The 16,047-nt window shown below is 71.4% G+C and carries 18 protein-coding genes and 3 tRNA genes; 8 read left to right on the top strand and 13 right to left on the bottom strand.

Translation table 11 applies throughout. From position 1 onward, the window contains the following. Nucleotides 1-267 precede the first annotated feature (267 nt). On the bottom strand, nt 268-1,350 hold the full coding sequence (locus ABZ406_RS25590; protein WP_357766468.1) for a Glu/Leu/Phe/Val dehydrogenase dimerization domain-containing protein: 1,083 nt from the start codon (nt 1,348-1,350) through the stop codon (nt 268-270). 193 nt (nt 1,351-1,543) lie between these two features. Between ABZ406_RS25590 and ABZ406_RS25585 the strand changes: the two genes are divergently transcribed. After that, nucleotides 1,544-2,383, top strand: coding sequence for a hypothetical protein (locus ABZ406_RS25585; RefSeq protein WP_357766665.1), 840 nt, complete (start codon nt 1,544-1,546; stop codon nt 2,381-2,383). A 250-nt stretch (nt 2,384-2,633) separates the two neighbouring features. After that, on the top strand, nt 2,634-2,843 hold the full coding sequence (locus ABZ406_RS25580) for a BldC family transcriptional regulator (RefSeq protein ID WP_007073996.1): 210 nt from the start codon (nt 2,634-2,636) through the stop codon (nt 2,841-2,843). A gap of 86 nt (nt 2,844-2,929) precedes the next feature. On the opposite strand, the gene ABZ406_RS25575 is transcribed toward ABZ406_RS25580, so the two are convergent. Beyond that, on the bottom strand, nt 2,930-3,319 hold the full coding sequence (locus ABZ406_RS25575; RefSeq protein WP_357766465.1) for a PPOX class F420-dependent oxidoreductase: 390 nt from the start codon (nt 3,317-3,319) through the stop codon (nt 2,930-2,932). A 53-nt stretch (nt 3,320-3,372) separates the two neighbouring features. Here ABZ406_RS25575 and ABZ406_RS25570 point away from each other — a divergent pair, with 53 nt between their 5' ends. After that, nucleotides 3,373-4,152, top strand: coding sequence for a methyltransferase domain-containing protein (locus tag ABZ406_RS25570; protein ID WP_357766462.1), 780 nt, complete (start codon nt 3,373-3,375; stop codon nt 4,150-4,152). A 52-nt stretch (nt 4,153-4,204) separates the two neighbouring features. Here ABZ406_RS25570 and ABZ406_RS25565 read toward each other — a convergent pair whose 3' ends face one another. Next, complete coding sequence (locus tag ABZ406_RS25565) at nt 4,205-4,492, bottom strand: hypothetical protein (protein ID WP_357766457.1); 288 nt, start codon at nt 4,490-4,492, stop codon at nt 4,205-4,207. A gap of 177 nt (nt 4,493-4,669) precedes the next feature. On the opposite strand from ABZ406_RS25565, the gene ABZ406_RS25560 reads away from it, so the two are divergent. Both ABZ406_RS25560 and ABZ406_RS25555 read left to right on the top strand, forming a co-directional pair. After that, nucleotides 4,670-5,527 (top strand): 3-hydroxyacyl-CoA dehydrogenase family protein, encoded by an 858-nt coding sequence (locus ABZ406_RS25560; RefSeq protein ID WP_357766454.1) that lies wholly within the window; start codon nt 4,670-4,672, stop codon nt 5,525-5,527. Continuing rightward, nucleotides 5,524-6,267, top strand: a complete 744-nt coding sequence (locus tag ABZ406_RS25555; RefSeq protein ID WP_357766451.1) for an enoyl-CoA hydratase/isomerase family protein — start codon at nt 5,524-5,526, stop codon at nt 6,265-6,267. Before ABZ406_RS25560 ends, ABZ406_RS25555 begins: the two co-directional genes overlap by 4 nt. Nucleotides 6,268-6,335: 68 nt before the next feature. On the opposite strand, the gene ABZ406_RS25550 is transcribed toward ABZ406_RS25555, so the two are convergent. Continuing rightward, complete coding sequence (locus tag ABZ406_RS25550) at nt 6,336-7,679, bottom strand: ABC transporter substrate-binding protein (protein WP_357766447.1); 1,344 nt, start codon at nt 7,677-7,679, stop codon at nt 6,336-6,338. 155 nt (nt 7,680-7,834) lie between these two features. On the opposite strand from ABZ406_RS25550, the gene ABZ406_RS25545 reads away from it, so the two are divergent. Continuing rightward, nucleotides 7,835-8,224: a hypothetical protein gene (locus ABZ406_RS25545; RefSeq protein ID WP_210784162.1), complete on the top strand. Its 390-nt coding sequence runs from the start codon at nt 7,835-7,837 to the stop codon at nt 8,222-8,224. Nucleotides 8,225-8,279: 55 nt separating this feature from the next. On the opposite strand, the gene ABZ406_RS25540 is transcribed toward ABZ406_RS25545, so the two are convergent. Further along, complete coding sequence (locus tag ABZ406_RS25540) at nt 8,280-8,720, bottom strand: hypothetical protein (protein WP_357766443.1); 441 nt, start codon at nt 8,718-8,720, stop codon at nt 8,280-8,282. 130 nt (nt 8,721-8,850) lie between these two features. Here ABZ406_RS25540 and ABZ406_RS25535 point away from each other — a divergent pair, with 130 nt between their 5' ends. Beyond that, on the top strand, nt 8,851-9,555 hold the full coding sequence (locus ABZ406_RS25535; RefSeq protein ID WP_357766440.1) for a DUF2786 domain-containing protein: 705 nt from the start codon (nt 8,851-8,853) through the stop codon (nt 9,553-9,555). 64 nt (nt 9,556-9,619) lie between these two features. Here the strand turns inward: ABZ406_RS25535 and ABZ406_RS25530 are convergent, their stop codons facing one another. Next, nucleotides 9,620-10,147, bottom strand: coding sequence for an SRPBCC family protein (locus ABZ406_RS25530; protein WP_357766437.1), 528 nt, complete (start codon nt 10,145-10,147; stop codon nt 9,620-9,622). Nucleotides 10,148-10,311: 164 nt separating this feature from the next. Between ABZ406_RS25530 and ABZ406_RS25525 the strand changes: the two genes are divergently transcribed. Further along, nucleotides 10,312-11,607: a hypothetical protein gene (locus ABZ406_RS25525; protein ID WP_357766434.1), complete on the top strand. Its 1,296-nt coding sequence runs from the start codon at nt 10,312-10,314 to the stop codon at nt 11,605-11,607. 391 nt (nt 11,608-11,998) lie between these two features. Here ABZ406_RS25525 and ABZ406_RS25520 read toward each other — a convergent pair. The 7 genes from ABZ406_RS25520 to crtI form a co-directional block, all read right to left on the bottom strand. Then, nucleotides 11,999-12,072, bottom strand: a tRNA-Phe gene (locus ABZ406_RS25520). A gap of 99 nt (nt 12,073-12,171) precedes the next feature. Further along, a tRNA-Asp gene (locus ABZ406_RS25515) sits at nt 12,172-12,245 on the bottom strand. A gap of 31 nt (nt 12,246-12,276) precedes the next feature. Then, nucleotides 12,277-12,349: transfer RNA gene (locus ABZ406_RS25510), tRNA-Glu, on the bottom strand. A 154-nt stretch (nt 12,350-12,503) separates the two neighbouring features. Then, on the bottom strand, nt 12,504-13,283 hold the full coding sequence (locus tag ABZ406_RS25505) for a polysaccharide deacetylase family protein (RefSeq protein WP_357766431.1): 780 nt from the start codon (nt 13,281-13,283) through the stop codon (nt 12,504-12,506). A 75-nt stretch (nt 13,284-13,358) separates the two neighbouring features. Beyond that, the gene (locus ABZ406_RS25500) at nt 13,359-14,309 is read right to left on the bottom strand and encodes a MerR family transcriptional regulator (protein ID WP_357766663.1); all 951 of its coding nucleotides are present in this window, start codon (nt 14,307-14,309) and stop codon (nt 13,359-13,361) included. After that, a complete protein-coding gene (gene idi, locus ABZ406_RS25495; protein WP_357766428.1) occupies nt 14,299-14,919 on the bottom strand; it encodes an isopentenyl-diphosphate Delta-isomerase in 621 nt (206 codons plus the stop codon). The genes ABZ406_RS25500 and idi overlap by 11 nt, the downstream gene beginning before the upstream one ends. Continuing rightward, the coding region (crtI, locus tag ABZ406_RS25490) for a phytoene desaturase family protein (RefSeq protein WP_357766425.1) at nt 14,916-16,047 on the bottom strand (1,132 nt) is incomplete at its 5' end. The genes idi and crtI, both read right to left, overlap by 4 nt.

Genomic DNA, 16,047 nt, shown 5'->3' with positions numbered 1-16,047 from the left:
CCGAAGGCGGGCCCCGATGACGTCAGGCATCTCTCGTGGCTCTTACGGTACATGGGGATGCCACCGTTCGGCACCTCGGGTTACCGTCAGCCGGCTCTGCGCGTCGCGTCGATCCGGCCGTCACCCAGTGTACCGGGTAAGGAGCGGAACGGTTAGCGCCCGTGACACCGGACAAACCGCATCAATTTGACCCCGGCTCAGCTTACCCAGCCAGGCCCGATGGCGGGGGCCCGGAGGCGGATCTCGTCGATCCGCCCCCGGGGACGCTCAGCGCAGGTGGATCGCGCGCAGCCGGCCGACGTCGGCCATCCGACGCTCCGCCAACCGGTCGGCGGCCACTGCCGGCGGCACGCCCTCCGCGTCGGCCAGGTGCAGGATCTCGCGGGTGGTGTCGTAGATCCGGGTCGCCCGCAGCTTCGCCCGGTCGAAGTTGAAGCCCTCGATCTCGTCGGCCACCTGGATCACACCGCCCGCGTTCACCACGTAGTCCGGCGTGTAGAGGATGCCCCGGTCGGCAAGCAGCTTCTCGATGCCCGGGTGGGCGAGCTGGTTGTTCGCCGCACCGGTCACCACCTTGGCCCGCAACGCCGGCACCGTGTCGTCGTTCAGGGCCCCGCCCAGGGCGCACGGCGCGTACACGTCGAGGTCGGCGGCGACGAGCGCGCTCGAGTCGTCGACGAGGGTGACCTGCGGGTGGTTGGTGCGTACCCAGGCAAGCGCCTTGGGGTTCACGTCGGTGGCGACCACCTCGGCGCCGTCCTCGAGCAGGTGCCCGGTCAGGTACTTGCCGACCTTGCCCAGGCCGGCCACGCCGACCCGGCGGCCCCGCAGGCTGGGGGTGCCCCACACGTGCTCGGCCGCGGCCCGCATCCCCTGAAAGACACCCCAGGCGGTGAGGATCGACGAGTCGCCGGCGCCGCCGTGCTCCACGCTGCGCCCGGTCACGTAGCGGGTCTCCCGGGCCACGACGTCCATGTCCGCCACGTAGGTGCCGACGTCGCAGGCGGTGTAGTAGCGGCCGCCCAGCGACTCCACGAAGCGGCCGTACGCGCGCAGCAGCGCCTCGCTCTTGATCTGCTCCGGGTCGCCCCAGATGACGGCCTTGCCGCCGCCCAGGTCCAGCCCGGCGAGCGCGTTCTTGTACGCCATCCCACGGGACAGGTCCAGCACGTCGGCGAGGGCGTCGTCCTCGCTCGCGTACGCGTAGAAGCGGGTGCCGCCGAGCGCCGGGCCCAGCGCGGTGGAGTAGATCCCGATGATCGCCTTCAGGCCGCTCTGCTTGTCCTGGCAGAACACGACCTGTTCGTGACCTGTCGACACCGGGTCGTCGGTGCTCGCGAATACGCCCATTGTTGGCTCCTACTGTGGTGTGCGTCCTTGTGGGACGCGGACCTGGTGGACCCCGGCGGGGATGCTGCCGGTGTGATCGAGCCTAGTATCGGCCGCCGGGCAGCCGCTCGACACGCCACCGCCGTCCCACGCTGCGGCGCGCGTGCTCCGGCCGCTGACCGCGTACGGGCATGGTTCGTGGGAGGATCGCGCGGTGCCGTCGCTCTTCGCTTCTTACCTGCGCGTGTACGAGCCGTTGGCCGCCTTTGATCGGGACCGGCAGAGCTACTGGCGCCGTTATGTCTCGGAGGGGCGCGCGGTCGCCCCGGTCGAGGGGCCCGGTCGGCAGCGGACGGCGGTGATCGAGGCGCTGGGCGCCGGCTGGACCCGGCTGCCGGACCTCCCGGAGGAGGCGTACGTCCTGGAGACGGACGACAGCCTGCTGGTCTGTCCGTGGAACCTGCGCATCCGGGTCGCTGAGGCGGCACTCAGCGCGCGGGACGGGGTGCCCTCGGTGCTCGCCGACGCCTTCGTGCCGCCGGTGCTCGCCGGGCAGGCCAGGGCGGTGGTGGACGACTGGCGCAGCGGCGCCCGGGTGCTGGAGCACGGGGTGCCCCGGGTGCACGAGCAGATCGCCACCTGGGGCGTACCGCTGCGGTGGTTCGTGCTCTTTGACCCGACGGAGCGGGACCTGGTCACCGAGCCGGGCCGGCGGTCGTTGCGCTTTCGCACCGAGATCTCCAAGGCCCGACGTCGATCGTCGCGGGCGCTGTCGGTGCTGCGCAAGTCGGTGGGTGACGCGCCGATCACCGAGGCGGTCGAGGAGGCGGCTCGGTGGCTGGAGGAGTTCCATCCGCGGTCGGTCGTCGAGTTGGACTACGGCGGTCTGGTCGACCTGCTGTCCGACGAGACCCTCGCCGCTGACGACTCGCCCGAGTTGGTCGCTGCCGGCCTTGCGGGGCTGTCCCGCGGCGAGGCCGAGGAGGCGTCGGCCGCGTACGACAAGTTGGTGGCCCGGTGGCGCGCAGTGCAGCTGCTGGAGCGGTGCAACTAGGGCATATCACCCTAGGAGCGCTCCCAAGGTGAGTGGTGCTCGTAGTTGACGCATCACGAACCGTGATCATGAGTCCGAATAAGGTAGTTTCTGCCGTGTAAAAGTCGTAAAAATCGGGCATGGTTCATCCGTCCGTCTAGGGACCTTCATCCGTTCGGCCCATGTCGGACATCGGGGACTAGCCGGACCATGGGAGACGCGTCGGCCGGCGGGACCCCGGCCGATGTCTATACATGTGGAGGAGTGACCGATGGCATCGCGAACGCACGAACCAGAGCCGCTACTCACGCCGGCCGAGGTGGCGTCGATGTTCCGGGTCGACCCGAAGACGGTGACCCGGTGGGCCAAGGCTGGCAAGCTCAGTGCCATCCGCACCCTGGGTGGCCACCGTCGGTACCGTGAGTCGGAGGTCAGGGCGCTACTGCAGGGCCAGATCCCGCAGCAGCGGCAGGGCGACTGAGTAGGCGATAGTTAGGCGAAAGGGGCGGTGGATCTCGATCCACCGCCCCCTTCGTGTGCCCGGCCGGGCACGACGCCGGCCGTCGGTCAACCCTGCGGCTCGTCCACCGTCACCCGAATGCCCACCGTCCCACCCTCGCCATTACGTAAACGGCTGCCCAGCAGGCTCAGTCGACCGATCAGGCGGTACTTGTGCTTGAGCAGGTCACGGACCCGACCGGTGTCACCGCCCCCGTAGATCGTCGCGTGAGCGGGCACCTCCGCCCCATGGGGTCGACCCCGCACGTCACACGGGGCGACAGTCACCTCGCCGTTGCGGCGGATCCGCTTCACCTTCCCCGAGTCAGCCCGGGTCCAGACCGCCAACGCCTCGCCGTCGCGCACCGCCCAGACCGGGGTCGGCACCGCCCGACCATCCTTGCGGAAGGTCGTGAGCAGGATGTACTTCTCGGCCGACAGTTTGTCCAGCATGGTCACGCCGCCAGGATATGACCGGCGTGCCCGCTGAGTGGCCGGATAGCGTGAACGCCGTGACGGTTGAGCCTCTAATCGGTGACGTGGTCGGCGAACTGCTGCGAGACACCCTCGCCGTGGCCACCGGGGTGGGCCCCCGGCCCCTGGTCGGCGGTCGACTGCCCCGACCGGTCATCGAGATCATCGAACGGGACGACGGCCTGATCAACGGCGCACCGGCCGCCCACTACCTGGACGGCCCGGCCGACTGGCAGCCGTACGACCACCGCGCGGTCGAGCGTGCCCGCGGCGAGACGCTGGACATCGGCACCGGCGCCGGCAGGATCGCGCTGCTGCTCCAGGAACGCGGCGTACCGGTCACCGGGCTGGACACCTCCGCCGGTGCGCTGGAGGTCAGCCGGCGTCGTGGGGTCCGGCGGCTGGTGCACGGCACCGTCGACACGCACGTCACCGACGGTTCGCGGTACGACACATTCCTGCTTCTCGGCAACAACCTCGGGCTGTTCGAAGGGCGGGAGCGCGCCCCCGGGTTCCTGGCCGCGCTCGCCGCGCTGGCCCGACCGGGAGCGCAGATCATCGCGCAGGGCACCGACCCGTACGGCACCCGCGACCCGGTGCACACCGGCTACCACGAGCGCAACCGGCAACGCGGCCGGCTCGGTGGCCAGCTGAGGCTGCGGCTGCGCTACCGCGAGGTCAGCACCGAATGGTTCGACTACCTGGTGTGCTCGGCGGACGAGTTCGCCGCACTGGTGCACGGCACCGGTTGGCGGCTCACCGATGTGGACGACCGCGACGCCCCCTACTACCTGGCCACCCTGCGCCTCGGCGACTGAGCGACGGCCCCCGCGATCCGCCGGGCGGACGCGGAGGCCGTCGTCGTACGCCTCAGACCTGGACGGTCGGGGGAAGCTGCTCCGGCGGCAGGCCGCCGTCGCCGTCGACGACCTCGTCCGGTTGGCCGTCCTCGTCGAGGTCGACCATGGTGATGTCCACCTTGCCGTCACCGTCGGTGTCGAACTGGAACAGGTCCGCCTTGCCGTCGCCGTCGGTGTCCACCACCCACACGTCGGTCTTGCCGTCGTTGTTGGTGTCGGCGCGCAGCAGTTCGACCCGCTCGTCGCCTCGGGTCTCCACGACTCCCCCGTCGGTGACGCTCTCCGGTGCCTGGCTCATGTCGATGCGGTCCTTCCCTCGGTTGACGGGCGATCATTACCCGATCCGGCGCTCCCCCACGCATGGGCCGGGTCGTCGCGCTGTCTACTGTCGCACCATGAGCGAGCGGAGCTGGCGGGGCACCCGGGCCGGCGCGGCGGGGACCCCGCGCGTCGGCGGGCGGGACAGGGAGGCGTGATGAGCGATCGTTTCGTGGTCGTCGGTGCCGGCACGATGGGGCTCGGCATCGCGTACGTGGCGGCCGGCGCCGGCCACGCCGTCGAGGTGGTCGAGGTGGACCCCGAGCGGGGTGCGGCAGCGCTGAACCGGCTCGCCGAGCTGTGGGAGCGTGCGGTGCAGCGCGGGAGGCTGAGCGCCGACGAGGCCGCCACCAACCGGCAGCGGGTGACGCTGCGTCCGACCCTCGCCGACGTCGCTCCCGCCCCCCAGGTGATCGTGGAGGCGGTGCCGGAGCGCCTGGACCTGAAGCGGGCCGTCCTGCGGGACGCCGCCGCTCTGCACCCGGATCTGCTGGGCAGCAACACCTCCAGCATCGCCATCGGTGCGCTGGCCGCCGAGCTGGACGCACCCGAGCGCTTCCTCGGCCTGCACTTCTTCAACCCGGTCTGGGCGATGACGCTGCTGGAGATCGTGGTCGGCCCGGCCACCGCCGAGGAGACCACCACCGCGGCCGTCGCGCTCGCCGGCCGGCTGGGCAAGGACCCCGTCGTCGTACGCGACATGCCCGGCTTCGCCACGTCCCGGCTCGGGGTCACCCTCGGGCTGGAGGCGATCCGGATGGTCGCCGACGAGGTGGCCGCTGCGGCGGACATCGACAAGGCAATGGTGCTCGGCTACCGGCACCCGATCGGGCCGTTGGAGCTCACCGACCTGGTGGGCCTCGACGTGCGGCTGGACATCGCCCGCACCCTCCAGGCCGCGTACGGGGACCGCTTCGCGCCGCCGCCGCTGCTGGTGGAGATGGTGGCCGCCGGGCGGCTGGGCAAGAAGTCGGGGCACGGCTTCTACCGCTGGGAAGGCGGCGTCAAGCAATGACGGGGTTACGGATCGAGGAGCGGCCGGACCGATTGGTGGTGACCCTGGACCGGCCCGAGAAGCGCAACGCCATCGACGCCGACCTGATCGCCGAACTGCACCAGGTCTGCGCCGAGTTGGAGGCCCGCCCGCGCCTGCTGCTGCTCACCGGCGGAGCGGCGGGCATCTTCGCCGGTGGCGCCGACATCGGTCAGCTCCGTGAACGGGGTCGCACGGATGCCCTCGCCGCCATCAACTCGGCCGCCTTCGCCCGCATCCGGGCGCTGCCGATGCCGACAGTGGCGGCGGTCGACGGCCCGGCGCTGGGCGGTGGCGCGGAGCTGGCGTACGCCTGCGATCTTCGGGTGTGCACGGCGCGGGCGGTCTTCGGCCAGCCGGAGGTGCGGTTGGGCATCCTGGCCGGCGCCGGCGCGACCCACCGGCTGCCCGCGTTGATCGGCGAGGGGCGGGCCAAGGAGCTGCTCTTCACCGGCCGGCGGGTGGATGCCACCGAGGCGCTGCGGATCGGTCTGGTGAACCGGGTGGTGGACGAGCCCGGGGAGCTGCTGACGGCCGCGCACGCGTTGCTGGACGAGATCGCCCTGGGCTCACCGTTGGCGGTGCGGCTGACCAAGCTGGCGGTGGACGCGCCGGCCGCCGCGCACCCGCATCTGGACCTGGTCAGCCAGGCGGTGCTCTTCGAGGACGACGAGAAGCACCGTCGGATGACCGAGTTCCTGGAGCGCCGCCGGCCGCGGTGACTCCCACGTACCCGAAACGGCCGCACCGGCGGGAAGCCGGTGCGGCCGTCGTGAAACCTGGGTCCTGCCTACTGCCGGATCTGCACCCCGGCGTCGGCCAGACCGCGGATCACCTGGGCGGACTCACCGAAACCGATGATCAGTACGGCGTCCGCGCCGAACTCCTTGATCTGCTTCGCGCCGCTGCTGAAGTCGACAGGCGCTGCCTTCGCGTCGGCCGGCGGCTCGTAGGTCATCAGCTTGAGCCGGTCGTTGGCGATACCAGCCTTCTCCAGCTCGTCACGGACGGTGCCCTGCAGGCCCTCACCGTAGGAGTCCTTGCGGGCGACGATGACGATCTTCTGTGACCCGTCGCGGAGGATCACGTCGGCGAGCGCCCGGCCCTGGAGGCTGTCCGGCGGTGCGGTGCGGAAGTACAGGCCCTGGTCGTCCACGTCGGTCAGGCTGCTGTCGGTGTTCGACGGGGAAAAGAGGATCTTCCCGGCCTGCACCACGTCCGGCAGCACCGCCCGGGAGATACCCGAACCACCCGCGCCGATGATCACGCTGACGCCGTCCGTCACGTGCTTGGCCACGGTGGCCTTGGCCACCGCCGGGTTGGTGCCGTCGTCGCCGTCGAGCCACGTCACCGGCTTGCCAAGGGCGCCGCCAGCGGCGTTGATCTCCTTGATCGCAAGCGCGGCGCCGGCAGCCATCGGCGGGTAGGCGATCGCGAGGTCACCGGTCTTCGGCAGAAGGCCACCCAGGATCAGTGGCTCCTGGTCGGCGGCGCCACCCGGCCGCTGCTTCTTCGGCTTCGGCGGCGTCTTGGTGCTCGCCGCCGACTCGATGCCCGCGCCGACGAACTCGGTCTTGCCGTCGTTGATCTGCTGCCCGTCGAAGGTCAGCGTGGCGTAGCTCGCGGTGGCCGGCTCACCCTTGTCGGTGAAGCCGGCGCGGGTCAGCGACACACCGCGGTACTCGATGTCCTGCCCGTTGCGCGCCAGCGCGAGACAACTCGCCGGGTCCTCGCAGCGCTGCCCGTCGTTCGTCACGGCGACGATCTGCTTGGTGATGGCCGCCGGGTCGGTGCTCCCGGCCAACTGGGCGGCGAGCACGGCGATGACCACCGCGTCGTACGTCTCGGCGGAGTACACGTAGTCCGTCAGCGCCGGATTGATGCCCTTGAGCCGGCCCTTGAAGTCGTCAGGCAGCGGAACGAGGGGCGTGGTGCCCTTCATCCCGTCGACGAGGCTGGCCCGATCCTTCAACTCCGCGGGATAGGAGTTGAGCATGTTGCCGTCCGTGCCGTAGAGGCGCACCTGTTGGGCGCTCGCCTCTTCGGGCTTGTCATCCCCGCAAGCGCTTGTGGCGAGCAGGATCGTCGCGCAGGCAGCCAGTGTGGCTACCCGCGAACGGCGTGATACGAACATGGTCGTCCTTCCTCCGGCGAAGGTCCGCTGCGCACATTAGCGTGCCGAGGCTGGCGGCGGGACCGTGGAGGTGGCGTAATGCGTAGGTAGCTCGCGTTGAACACGGACAGTGACGGTTGTGGGGAGGCTTGACCGGCCGTCCTACTGTGCGCTGAGTGACCGACCTACCACAGCAGACGTTCGATGACGCGGCCGCCGTTCTCCGTTCGGCGCTGACCGGCGATGGAGACGCGGTGGTGGGAGCGTTCGACGCGGTCGTCGACCGGGCCGGCCTGAACGGCGCGTACGGGGTGGCCTGGTGCCTGGCCGCGACGATGCTCGGCGACGCGCCGGCGGCCAGTGGGGCGGCACTCGACTTCCCGGGGATCGACCAGGCCGGGTACGACACCCGCTGGGTGGCCCGCTTCGTCAGCGCGTACGCGAATCGGGACGAGCCCACTGGTGAGGCACTGTTCGGTGCGGCGGCGGCCGACGGGCTGCTCCCCGACTGCCTGCTCACCCTCGCCGGCTCGACGATCGCCACCCTGCGCAGCCGCGCCGGGTGACGCCCAGTCGGGTCGCGGCGTCCGTCGGGGGGCGGACGCCGCGACCGCGGGCAGGTCAGAACGCGTGGTACGCGATGAGCGGCTCGTACTCGTACCGCAGGTTCTCGAAGCGGACCCGGAAGTTGACGCCGTCCCGGACGTCGGTCGCCACCGTGATCCAGCCCGAGTTGGCCGGCAGGTAGGTCCAGTAGTTGCAGGCGCTCGTCTTGTCCACGAAGATCACGCACGCTTCGGTGGCGTACACGCTCGCATTGCGGACGTTGATGTCGCGACAGCGGCTGGTGGTGCGGTACTGGCCGGCCGAGCCACCGTAGCGACCGGTCTCGAAGTACGACCGGACCGCCCCGCCGTAACAGGTGGCGAGCGGGGCGAACGCGTTCGGGCCGGAGCTGACCGGTGCGGTCGGGGTGATCGGCTCGGCCTGCGCGGGCGTGCCGGCGAAGAGCAGTGCGGTGGCCGTGGCGACGGCGAGCAGGCGAGCGGTCGGGGATGGCATCCGTTCGTTCCTCCCAAACAGGTGACTGACCGTCCGTATCGGACTGATCATCTGACCGTGACGATGATACGTATCGATTGATCCCGGCGCGGCCCCGATGAAGTCCGGCTCGTGTGGTAGCTCTGTAGGCATGTCCGAGGCGATGCTGAGCAAGGTGCGCAAGTTGCTGGCCCAGGCCGAGGACCCGGCCTGCACGCCGGCCGAGTCGTCCGCGTTCACCGCCAAGGCGACCGAACTGATCGCCCGCTACGGCGTGGACCGGGCACTGCTCGCCGCCCGGGACCCGACCACCGACCCGGTCGGCGATCGAGTACTGGACGTCGTCGCCCCGTACGCCCGCGACAAGGTCGGCCTGCTCGCCGCGGTGGCCGAGCCCCTGCGCTGCCGCTGCGTACGCCGTCGGCAGGGCAACGGCTTCGTCCTGCACCTCTTCGGCTTCGCCAGCGACCTGGAACGGGTCGACCTGCTCTTCACCTCACTGCTCGTACAGGCGGCGCACGGCCTGGCCGCCACCGAGGTGCCCGCCGACGACCACCCCGCCGCGTTCCGCCGCTCCTGGCTGGCCGGCTTCGCCGAGGTGGTCGGCGGTCGACTCTGGGCGGCCGAGACCGCGGCGGCAAGCGAGTCGGGCGCACCGTCGATGGCGTTGGTGCTGGCCGACCGGTCCGACCGCGTGCAGCGCCGGCTCACCGAGGAATACCCACGGCTGCGCACCGCACCGCCGCGCCGGCTGGGCGGCACCGGCTTCGGCTCCGGAGCGCAAGCCGGCCACCGCGCGAACCTCGGTGGTCGAGACCTCGGCGGACCCGCCACCGACCGGCGGCTCGGGCGCTGACGAGATGGGCTCGCCGCTGGTGGGCCCGCCGCTGGGGCGGCTCGGGCGGTGACCCGGTGGGTTGTCAGGCCGCCGTGGTGGGGCGGTGGCGGGAGACCGTGGCGACGTAACGGGTGAGCAGCTCGTGCCAGCCGGCGGTGAGGGCCTTGCGGTAACCCTCGGCAGCCTCGCCGTGTCTGTCGAAATGCCGGTGCTCCAGCTCGACCCGGGTGCGCTCCGGCCCCACGGGATGAAACAGCACCTCGACCTCGCTCGCGCGGGCCGGGTCCGGCACCGGCGCCCGGTCAGGGCCGATCTGCCAGACGAAGACGAGCCGGCGGGGCGGATCCCAGGTGAGCACCCGGCCCCAGTCGGCGCGGAAACCGTACGGGCCCAACTCGTAGAGCATGCCGCCGGCCCGCGGTTCCATGCCCAACTCGGCAAGCGCGTCCGGGCCGGACCAGGTGTATTCGGTGACCCACCACTCAGTCAGCTCGTCGGTGAAGACAGCGAACGCCTGCTCGGCGGAGCCCGGGACGAGAAGGCTGCACCGGAGAGAGAACTGGCCGACGTCCTGCCGGATGTCGGCCGGATCAGTCAATTCCTGTCCCATAGGCCCGGACCATACCGGCTGATGCCTCGGTGTGCAGCTTCCCACGGTGCCCGGTTCCAGACAGAGGGTCGCCGGGCCGTCACGGACGGGATGCCCCGCCGGAAAGCGGGTAACCGCGTCCAACGGCCCGGACGACCGAGCCGGTGCAGGCAGGGCGGGAGAGCATGAGCGACAGCGGGCAGCAGCGGGACCAGCGCGAACCGGATCGGGACACCGACCCGGACGTGCTGCTCGACATCCCGAAGGTCGCCGTCGACTCCATCCGGCTGGCGGTCGACGGACTGGAGGCGGACCTCTCGCTGCGGGCCCGGGTGGCCAACCTGCTCCAGGTCGACGCCGGCGTACGGGTGCACATCAACAGCGGTGAGCTGGCGGTCAACGGAGTGAACGCCGAGGCACAGCTGCGGGTACGGCTGGAGCAGCTGACGGGCATCCTGGCCCGAGCCCTCGACACGATCGACAACAACCCACACATCATTGAGGCGCTGGCCCGCACAGCCGCCTCCGCCCTCGACGACGTGAACCGCAGCGCCCAGCAGTTGGCCGTGGACGCAGCGGAGATCCAGACGTCGAGTCGGCGCGTGAACGGCGTACGCGACGAGCCTGGTCGACACGTCGGTCCGACGGGTCCCCCGGTCGACAGCGACCGGCCGCCTTCCGATCGTCCGGGTCGGCCTTCGGGTTCCGGCCGGCCGGTCCTCGATCGTCCGGGTGCTTATCAGCCCGGGCGTGGTCGGCCGGGTGCTGGTGGGTCGGATGCTGGGCGGCCGAGGACTGATGGGTCCGGGGCGGGGCCGGTCGGCTCGGGACCGGGTGCCGGCGGACCCGGGCCGCGAGCCGGCGGCCCGGGGTCGGCTGACCAGGCACATCAACAGGACGAGCATCCGGAGCGACCGCATCCGCAGGACCGTGAGCCGGAGGCCGGCGCGCCGCGCGGCAACCGCCCGGAAGACCAGCGCCACGAGAAGTCGCGTCACGCCGATGGAGAGCGCCCCGAAGGCGCGGATGACGCAGGGAACCAGGCGGCGGGCCGGGATCGGTCGCGTCCCGACGGGTCGGCGCCGGGCCGGGGCCAGCAGCATTCCGACGGGTCGGTGGCGGTGGGCCGGGAGCAGCGGCGTCCCGACGGATCGGCGGCGGGCAAGCGGCGTCCCGACGGGTCGGCGGCGGACAAACGGCCTCCCGACGGGTCGGCGGCGGACAAGCGGCCTCCCGACGGTTCGGCGGGGCCGGCGGCCGGGGAGAACGGCAACGAGTCCGACCGGTCGGCCGACTCCCGCCCGGGTCCGTCCGGGGGTGGCGACGGTGGCCTGCCGGGCGCGGCGCAAGCTGCGGCCCAGAGCGCGGCCCAGTTCGCCGGGCAGGCGGGGGAGACGTTGCGAGAGGCCGGCCGCAGTGTGTGGGAAGCGATCCAGGGCGGCGTGTCCCAGCATCGCCCGCAGGGTCGCCGCGACCGCTGACGGCGAGCGGCTGGGTGTCACGTCCGTCGGACGTCAGTCCCGCTGTCGGCCGGGCGTCACGTCCGTCGGGCGGTGCGTCACGGTCGGGCGGTGCGTCACGTCCGCCGCACAGCCCGAGCCGAGGCAACCTCGGCCATGATCGACTTGGTTTCCTTGAAAACGCGGTGTCTCGCGCGCCGGGACACCCCGACTTCAAGGAAGTCGTGTTGATCACACAGGCCGGCGCGGGTACGGGTGATCACGCGGGCAGGCGGGAGGTGTCGGCGGTGCCCAAGGAGTAGCCCACGCGGAGGGTGGTGGTCATGGCCGGCACCGGCGGCGACCGCAAAAAGCAAGATCCCCACCTGCGTTTCCGCTGGTGGGGACCTCTGTAGCCCGGCGAAAGGCTATGTGGCCAGGGGCGGGGTCGAACCGCCGACCTTCCGATTTTCAGTCGGACGCTCGTACCAACTGAGCTACCTGGCCGAAGCGCTCGGCTCATGTTACCCGGCAACCGGACGAACCGGTGGCAAGGCGACCTGCTCCGATACGCAGAACGCCGCGCGGGGCGCGGCGTCAGCGCTGCGGTCCTGACGGGACTTGAACCCGCGACCTCCGCCTTGACAGGGCGGCGAGCACTCCAACTGCTCCACAGGACCTAGCTTGTGTTGCTCCGGCTTGCGCCGGTCGTGCCCCCAACGGGATTCGAACCCGTGCTACCGCCTTGAAAGGGCGGCGTCCTGGGCCGCTAGACGATGAGGGCGGCCCCGCCATCATTGCACATTCGCAACTTCTAGCGGACTTGCTCCCATCCGGCCCCGCCGGAGGCTCCGAAAGCATACGTGATGCCCGGTCGGTCGACAAAATCGGTATCCGCAAGGGTTTGGGGCGCGGCATAACCGCAGGTCAGAGCAGTTCTAGCGGAGTCGGGTGATGCCGAAGCGCTTCTTCAGGTCGGCGATCAGCTTGGGGCAGGCGGCGAGTGTCTCGGCCCGATTTCCGCCCCCGTCGTGCAGGAGAACGATGGCACCGGGGCGGGTGGCGGTGTGCACACGCTTGCCGATGGTGGCCGCGGTGGGCTTGTCCCAGTCCTGGGGGTCGACCGACCAGTGCAGCGGACGCATGCCGAGGTTCTTGGCCACCCCGAGCACCTCCGACGTCCATCGGCCGCCGGGCTGCCGGTAGAACGACACCTTGGCGCCGGGGGAGGCCTTCTGGATGGCCTTGTTGGTGCGGTCCAGGTCGGCGCGGATCTCGCCGACCGGTCGCCGGGCAAGGTCGAGGTCGTGTCGCCAACTGTGGTTGCAGAGCTGGTGTCCCTCGCGGACGATCCGTCGGACCAGTTCCGGGTGGCGCTGCACCTCGCGACCGACGACGCAGAAGGTCGCTGTCACCTTGGCGGCCTTGAGCTGGTCGAGCACCTTGGGCGTCCAGGCGGGGCTGGGCCCGTCGTCGAACGTCAGGGCCACCGGGCGTACGCCGGTGTTGCGACCCAGGCCGGCGGGGAGTTTGGCTGGCAGCGGCCGCAGTGGCGGCTTCGCCGGTTTGGTGACGCTGGGACGCGGCTTCGGGGTGGGTGGTGTGGACGCCGCTGGCTTGTGCGGGCCGGCGGCGACGAGGGTGCGGTCCGGCTGGGCGCAGCCGGACAGGAGGAGCGCCACGGCGAGGACTGACGCCAGGACGGCGCGGGCTTGCATCTGCTAGCTCCCGGAGGGTCGGGGTAGGCGGACCCGCCCGACGGTAGTTCACGCCGCCTTTCGGCGACAGTGCGATCAGTCACGCCTCGACTGGTCCAGGGAGTCGCGGACGGCGGCGGAGAGCGAGACCGCCTCGGCCAGGTCGACGGGCCGCACCACGCCGGCGGGCAGCGTGTCGGCTCGCCAGCCGGGTCCGGCGGCCAGCACCAGCAGCGGGCGTCGGGGTGCGGCGAGCAGTGCGCTGAGCTGGGTCGGGTCGGCGGTGGCCCGGGTGTGCGACCAGAGCACCACGGCGGCCGGTCCGGTCCGGTTGACGGCCTCGACGAGAGCGGCCACCGGCACCCGGGCGCCGAGCATGCGGTAGCTGACCCCGGCTTCGGCGAGAGCTGCCGCCAACGCCTCCAGCGGCAGGGTGTGCTGCTCTTCGTCGGCGCAGGAGAGCAGGATCCGGGCCGGCCCGGTGGGGACGTTGGCGCGACTGGCCGTTGCGAGTGCCTCCGAGACGCAGCGGGACACCAGGTGTTCCACATCGATCAGCCCGGCGGTGGCGGCGTGCCGTTCGCCGATGCCGGCGAGCACCGGGCGGACGAGGCCCTCCCAGGTGGCGACCACCCCACCGGCGGCCAGCGCGTGCGCGATGGTCTCGCTGATCGCCGCCGCGTCCAGCCGCATGGCGGCGCGGGCCAGTCCGCGGGCCGCGGGGCCGGCACGGCCGACCGGGATGGAGCCGCCGCCGTCACGGCTGGCCGGGTGGGTACGGGTGGGGGTGACGACGCCGTTGCCGTTGGGCGTCGGTTCGGGGGCCTGGCGGGCCCAGCGGGCCGCCTCGGCGGGGCTCACCCCCTCGGCGGTGAGACGTCGCATGATGTCCAGGCGGGCCAGGTCGCTCGGTGTGTACCGGCGATGGTGGCCGGGGATGTGTTCGCTGGGCCCGAGCCCGTAGCGCTGGTGCCAGGTGCGGAGAGTCGTCACGGCGACCCCGAGCCGGCGTGCGACTGCGCCAGCGCTCAGTGCCTCATCGACCACCCGACCGCTCCGCCGTGTCATCCGCCGACGATGCGGGCGGGGTCATTGCCGGGCTGGTTGCACCCGACCGGGACCCCGAGGGGCGGAGCAGCCGGTTCACCACCCCGCCCAGCCACGGCGCGTACGACCGGGGGTCGAGTTGCAGATCGGCCTCGAGAGCGATGGGGTCGGCCCACCGCAGCTCGGCCACCTCGTCCGGGTCGGGCAGGAGCGGGGCGTTGGGCAGGAACTCGCCTCGCAGTACGTGGTCGTACTCGAACTCGACCCGGCCGGTCGCCGGGTCCTCGGCGTAGTAGACGTAGACGCCGACCTCGGTCAGCTCGACCGGGCCCGCTCCCAACTCTTCGCCCAGCCGTCGGTTGGCGGCCTCGGTGAGCGACTCACCGGGTTGGGGGTGGCCGCAGCAGGAGTTGGCCCAGCGCAGCGGGAAGCGGGTCTTGGCGGCGGCCCGGCGCTGGAGCAGCACCTGGCCGTCCGGGTCCACGAGCACCACCGAGAAGGCCCGGTGCAACTGCCCCGGGGGCTGGTGCGCGGACGCGACTGTCGTCTCGCCGTGGGCCTTGCCAGTCTCGTCGACGAGTTCGACGAGGTGCTTCTCACGGCTGCTCATCGGCCTTCCCCGGTGATCCGGCCGGCGGCGAGCTTGCCGGAGATGAGCACCATCGGCACGCCGACGCCGGGTTGGGTTCCGGAGCCGACGAAGACCACGTTCGGCAGGTCACGGTGCAGGTTGGACGGGCGGAACGGGCCGGTCTGGAACAGCGTGTGCGCGGCGGCGAACGGGGTTCCCGCGGCCATGCCCTGCTCCTCCCACTCAGCGGGCGTGATCGCCCGGAGCACCTCGACCCCGGCGCCGAAGCCGACGTAGCCGCGTTCCTCGAGGGTGCCGATCAGCTGGTCGGTGTAGCGCTGGGTCAGGTCGCCGCGCCACTCGAACGGCGCCCGATGCAGGTTGGGCACCGGGGCGAGCACGTAGTAGGTGTGCCGGTCCGGTGGGGCCACCGCGGGATCGGTCCGGCTCGGGTTGGTCACCAGGAGCGACGGATCGGTCATCAGCTCACCCCGCCGGATGACCTCATCGAAGGTGCCCTTCCACGCGCGCCCGAAGTGGATGTTGTGATGGGCGATCTTCGCATAGCCCTGTCGGGAGCCGACGTGCAGAACGACGCAGGACGGTGAGTAGGTGAGCCGGCGCTTCGGCGCGGCGGGGAGCAGGTCCCGGTAGGCGACCGGCAGGTCGGGGTTGAGCACCACGACGTCCGCCGGCACCAGGTCGCCGTCCGCGGTGAGCACGCCGGTGGCGCGGCCGTTCACCGTCTCGACCCGGGTCACCGTGGTGTCGTACCGGATCTGCACGCCGTGCTTCTCGGCGGCGCCGGCCATCGCCCTGGAGACCGCGTGGATGCCACCGCGCGGGAAGTAGACACCGGCCACCGAGTCGAGGTACGCGATGACCGCGTAGATGGCCAGCGCGTCGTGCGGCGCGAGGCCCGCGTACATCGCCTGGAAGGAGAAGATCCGCTGGGTACGGGGGTCCCGGAAGAACTGGTTGATCTTTGTTTGGAGGCGCCGGAACGCCCCGCCGGTGAGCAGCTTGAGCAGGTTGCCGGTGATCAGATCGGTGGGCGCGTCCAGGTTGCGCTCGATGAAGTCGGTGCGTTCGAGCCGCCACAGCTCCCGCGCGTACTCGACGAAGCGCAGGTAGCCGTCGCCCTCCCGAGGGCCGCAGACCCGGGAG

The sequence above is a fragment of the Micromonospora sp. NPDC005710 genome (assembly GCF_040630995.1).
Lineage (GTDB): Bacteria > Actinomycetota > Actinomycetes > Mycobacteriales > Micromonosporaceae > Micromonospora.
Note: the sequence above shows the minus strand (reverse complement) of the source record. Positions and strands in the feature narration are given on the sequence as shown.

What these genes read in the sequence shown, in the direction of transcription:
- ABZ406_RS25560 (WP_357766454.1), top strand. Translation starts at nt 4,670, where the DNA reads ATGAGCGATCGTTTCGTGGTCGTCGGTGCCGGCACGATGGGGCTCGGC.
- idi (WP_357766428.1), bottom strand. Translation starts at nt 14,919, where the DNA reads ATGAGCAGCCGTGAGAAGCACCTCGTCGAACTCGTCGACGAGACTGGC.
- ABZ406_RS25535 (WP_357766440.1), top strand. Translation starts at nt 8,851, where the DNA reads ATGTCCGAGGCGATGCTGAGCAAGGTGCGCAAGTTGCTGGCCCAGGCC.
- ABZ406_RS25525 (WP_357766434.1), top strand. Translation starts at nt 10,312, where the DNA reads ATGAGCGACAGCGGGCAGCAGCGGGACCAGCGCGAACCGGATCGGGAC.
- ABZ406_RS25555 (WP_357766451.1), top strand. Translation starts at nt 5,524, where the DNA reads ATGACGGGGTTACGGATCGAGGAGCGGCCGGACCGATTGGTGGTGACC.
- ABZ406_RS25590 (WP_357766468.1), bottom strand. Translation starts at nt 1,350, where the DNA reads ATGGGCGTATTCGCGAGCACCGACGACCCGGTGTCGACAGGTCACGAA.
- ABZ406_RS25550 (WP_357766447.1), bottom strand. Translation starts at nt 7,679, where the DNA reads ATGTTCGTATCACGCCGTTCGCGGGTAGCCACACTGGCTGCCTGCGCG.
- ABZ406_RS25505 (WP_357766431.1), bottom strand. Translation starts at nt 13,283, where the DNA reads ATGCAAGCCCGCGCCGTCCTGGCGTCAGTCCTCGCCGTGGCGCTCCTC.
- ABZ406_RS25565 (WP_357766457.1), bottom strand. Translation starts at nt 4,492, where the DNA reads ATGAGCCAGGCACCGGAGAGCGTCACCGACGGGGGAGTCGTGGAGACC.
- ABZ406_RS25540 (WP_357766443.1), bottom strand. Translation starts at nt 8,720, where the DNA reads ATGCCATCCCCGACCGCTCGCCTGCTCGCCGTCGCCACGGCCACCGCA.
- ABZ406_RS25530 (WP_357766437.1), bottom strand. Translation starts at nt 10,147, where the DNA reads ATGGGACAGGAATTGACTGATCCGGCCGACATCCGGCAGGACGTCGGC.
- ABZ406_RS25580 (WP_007073996.1), top strand. Translation starts at nt 2,634, where the DNA reads ATGGCATCGCGAACGCACGAACCAGAGCCGCTACTCACGCCGGCCGAG.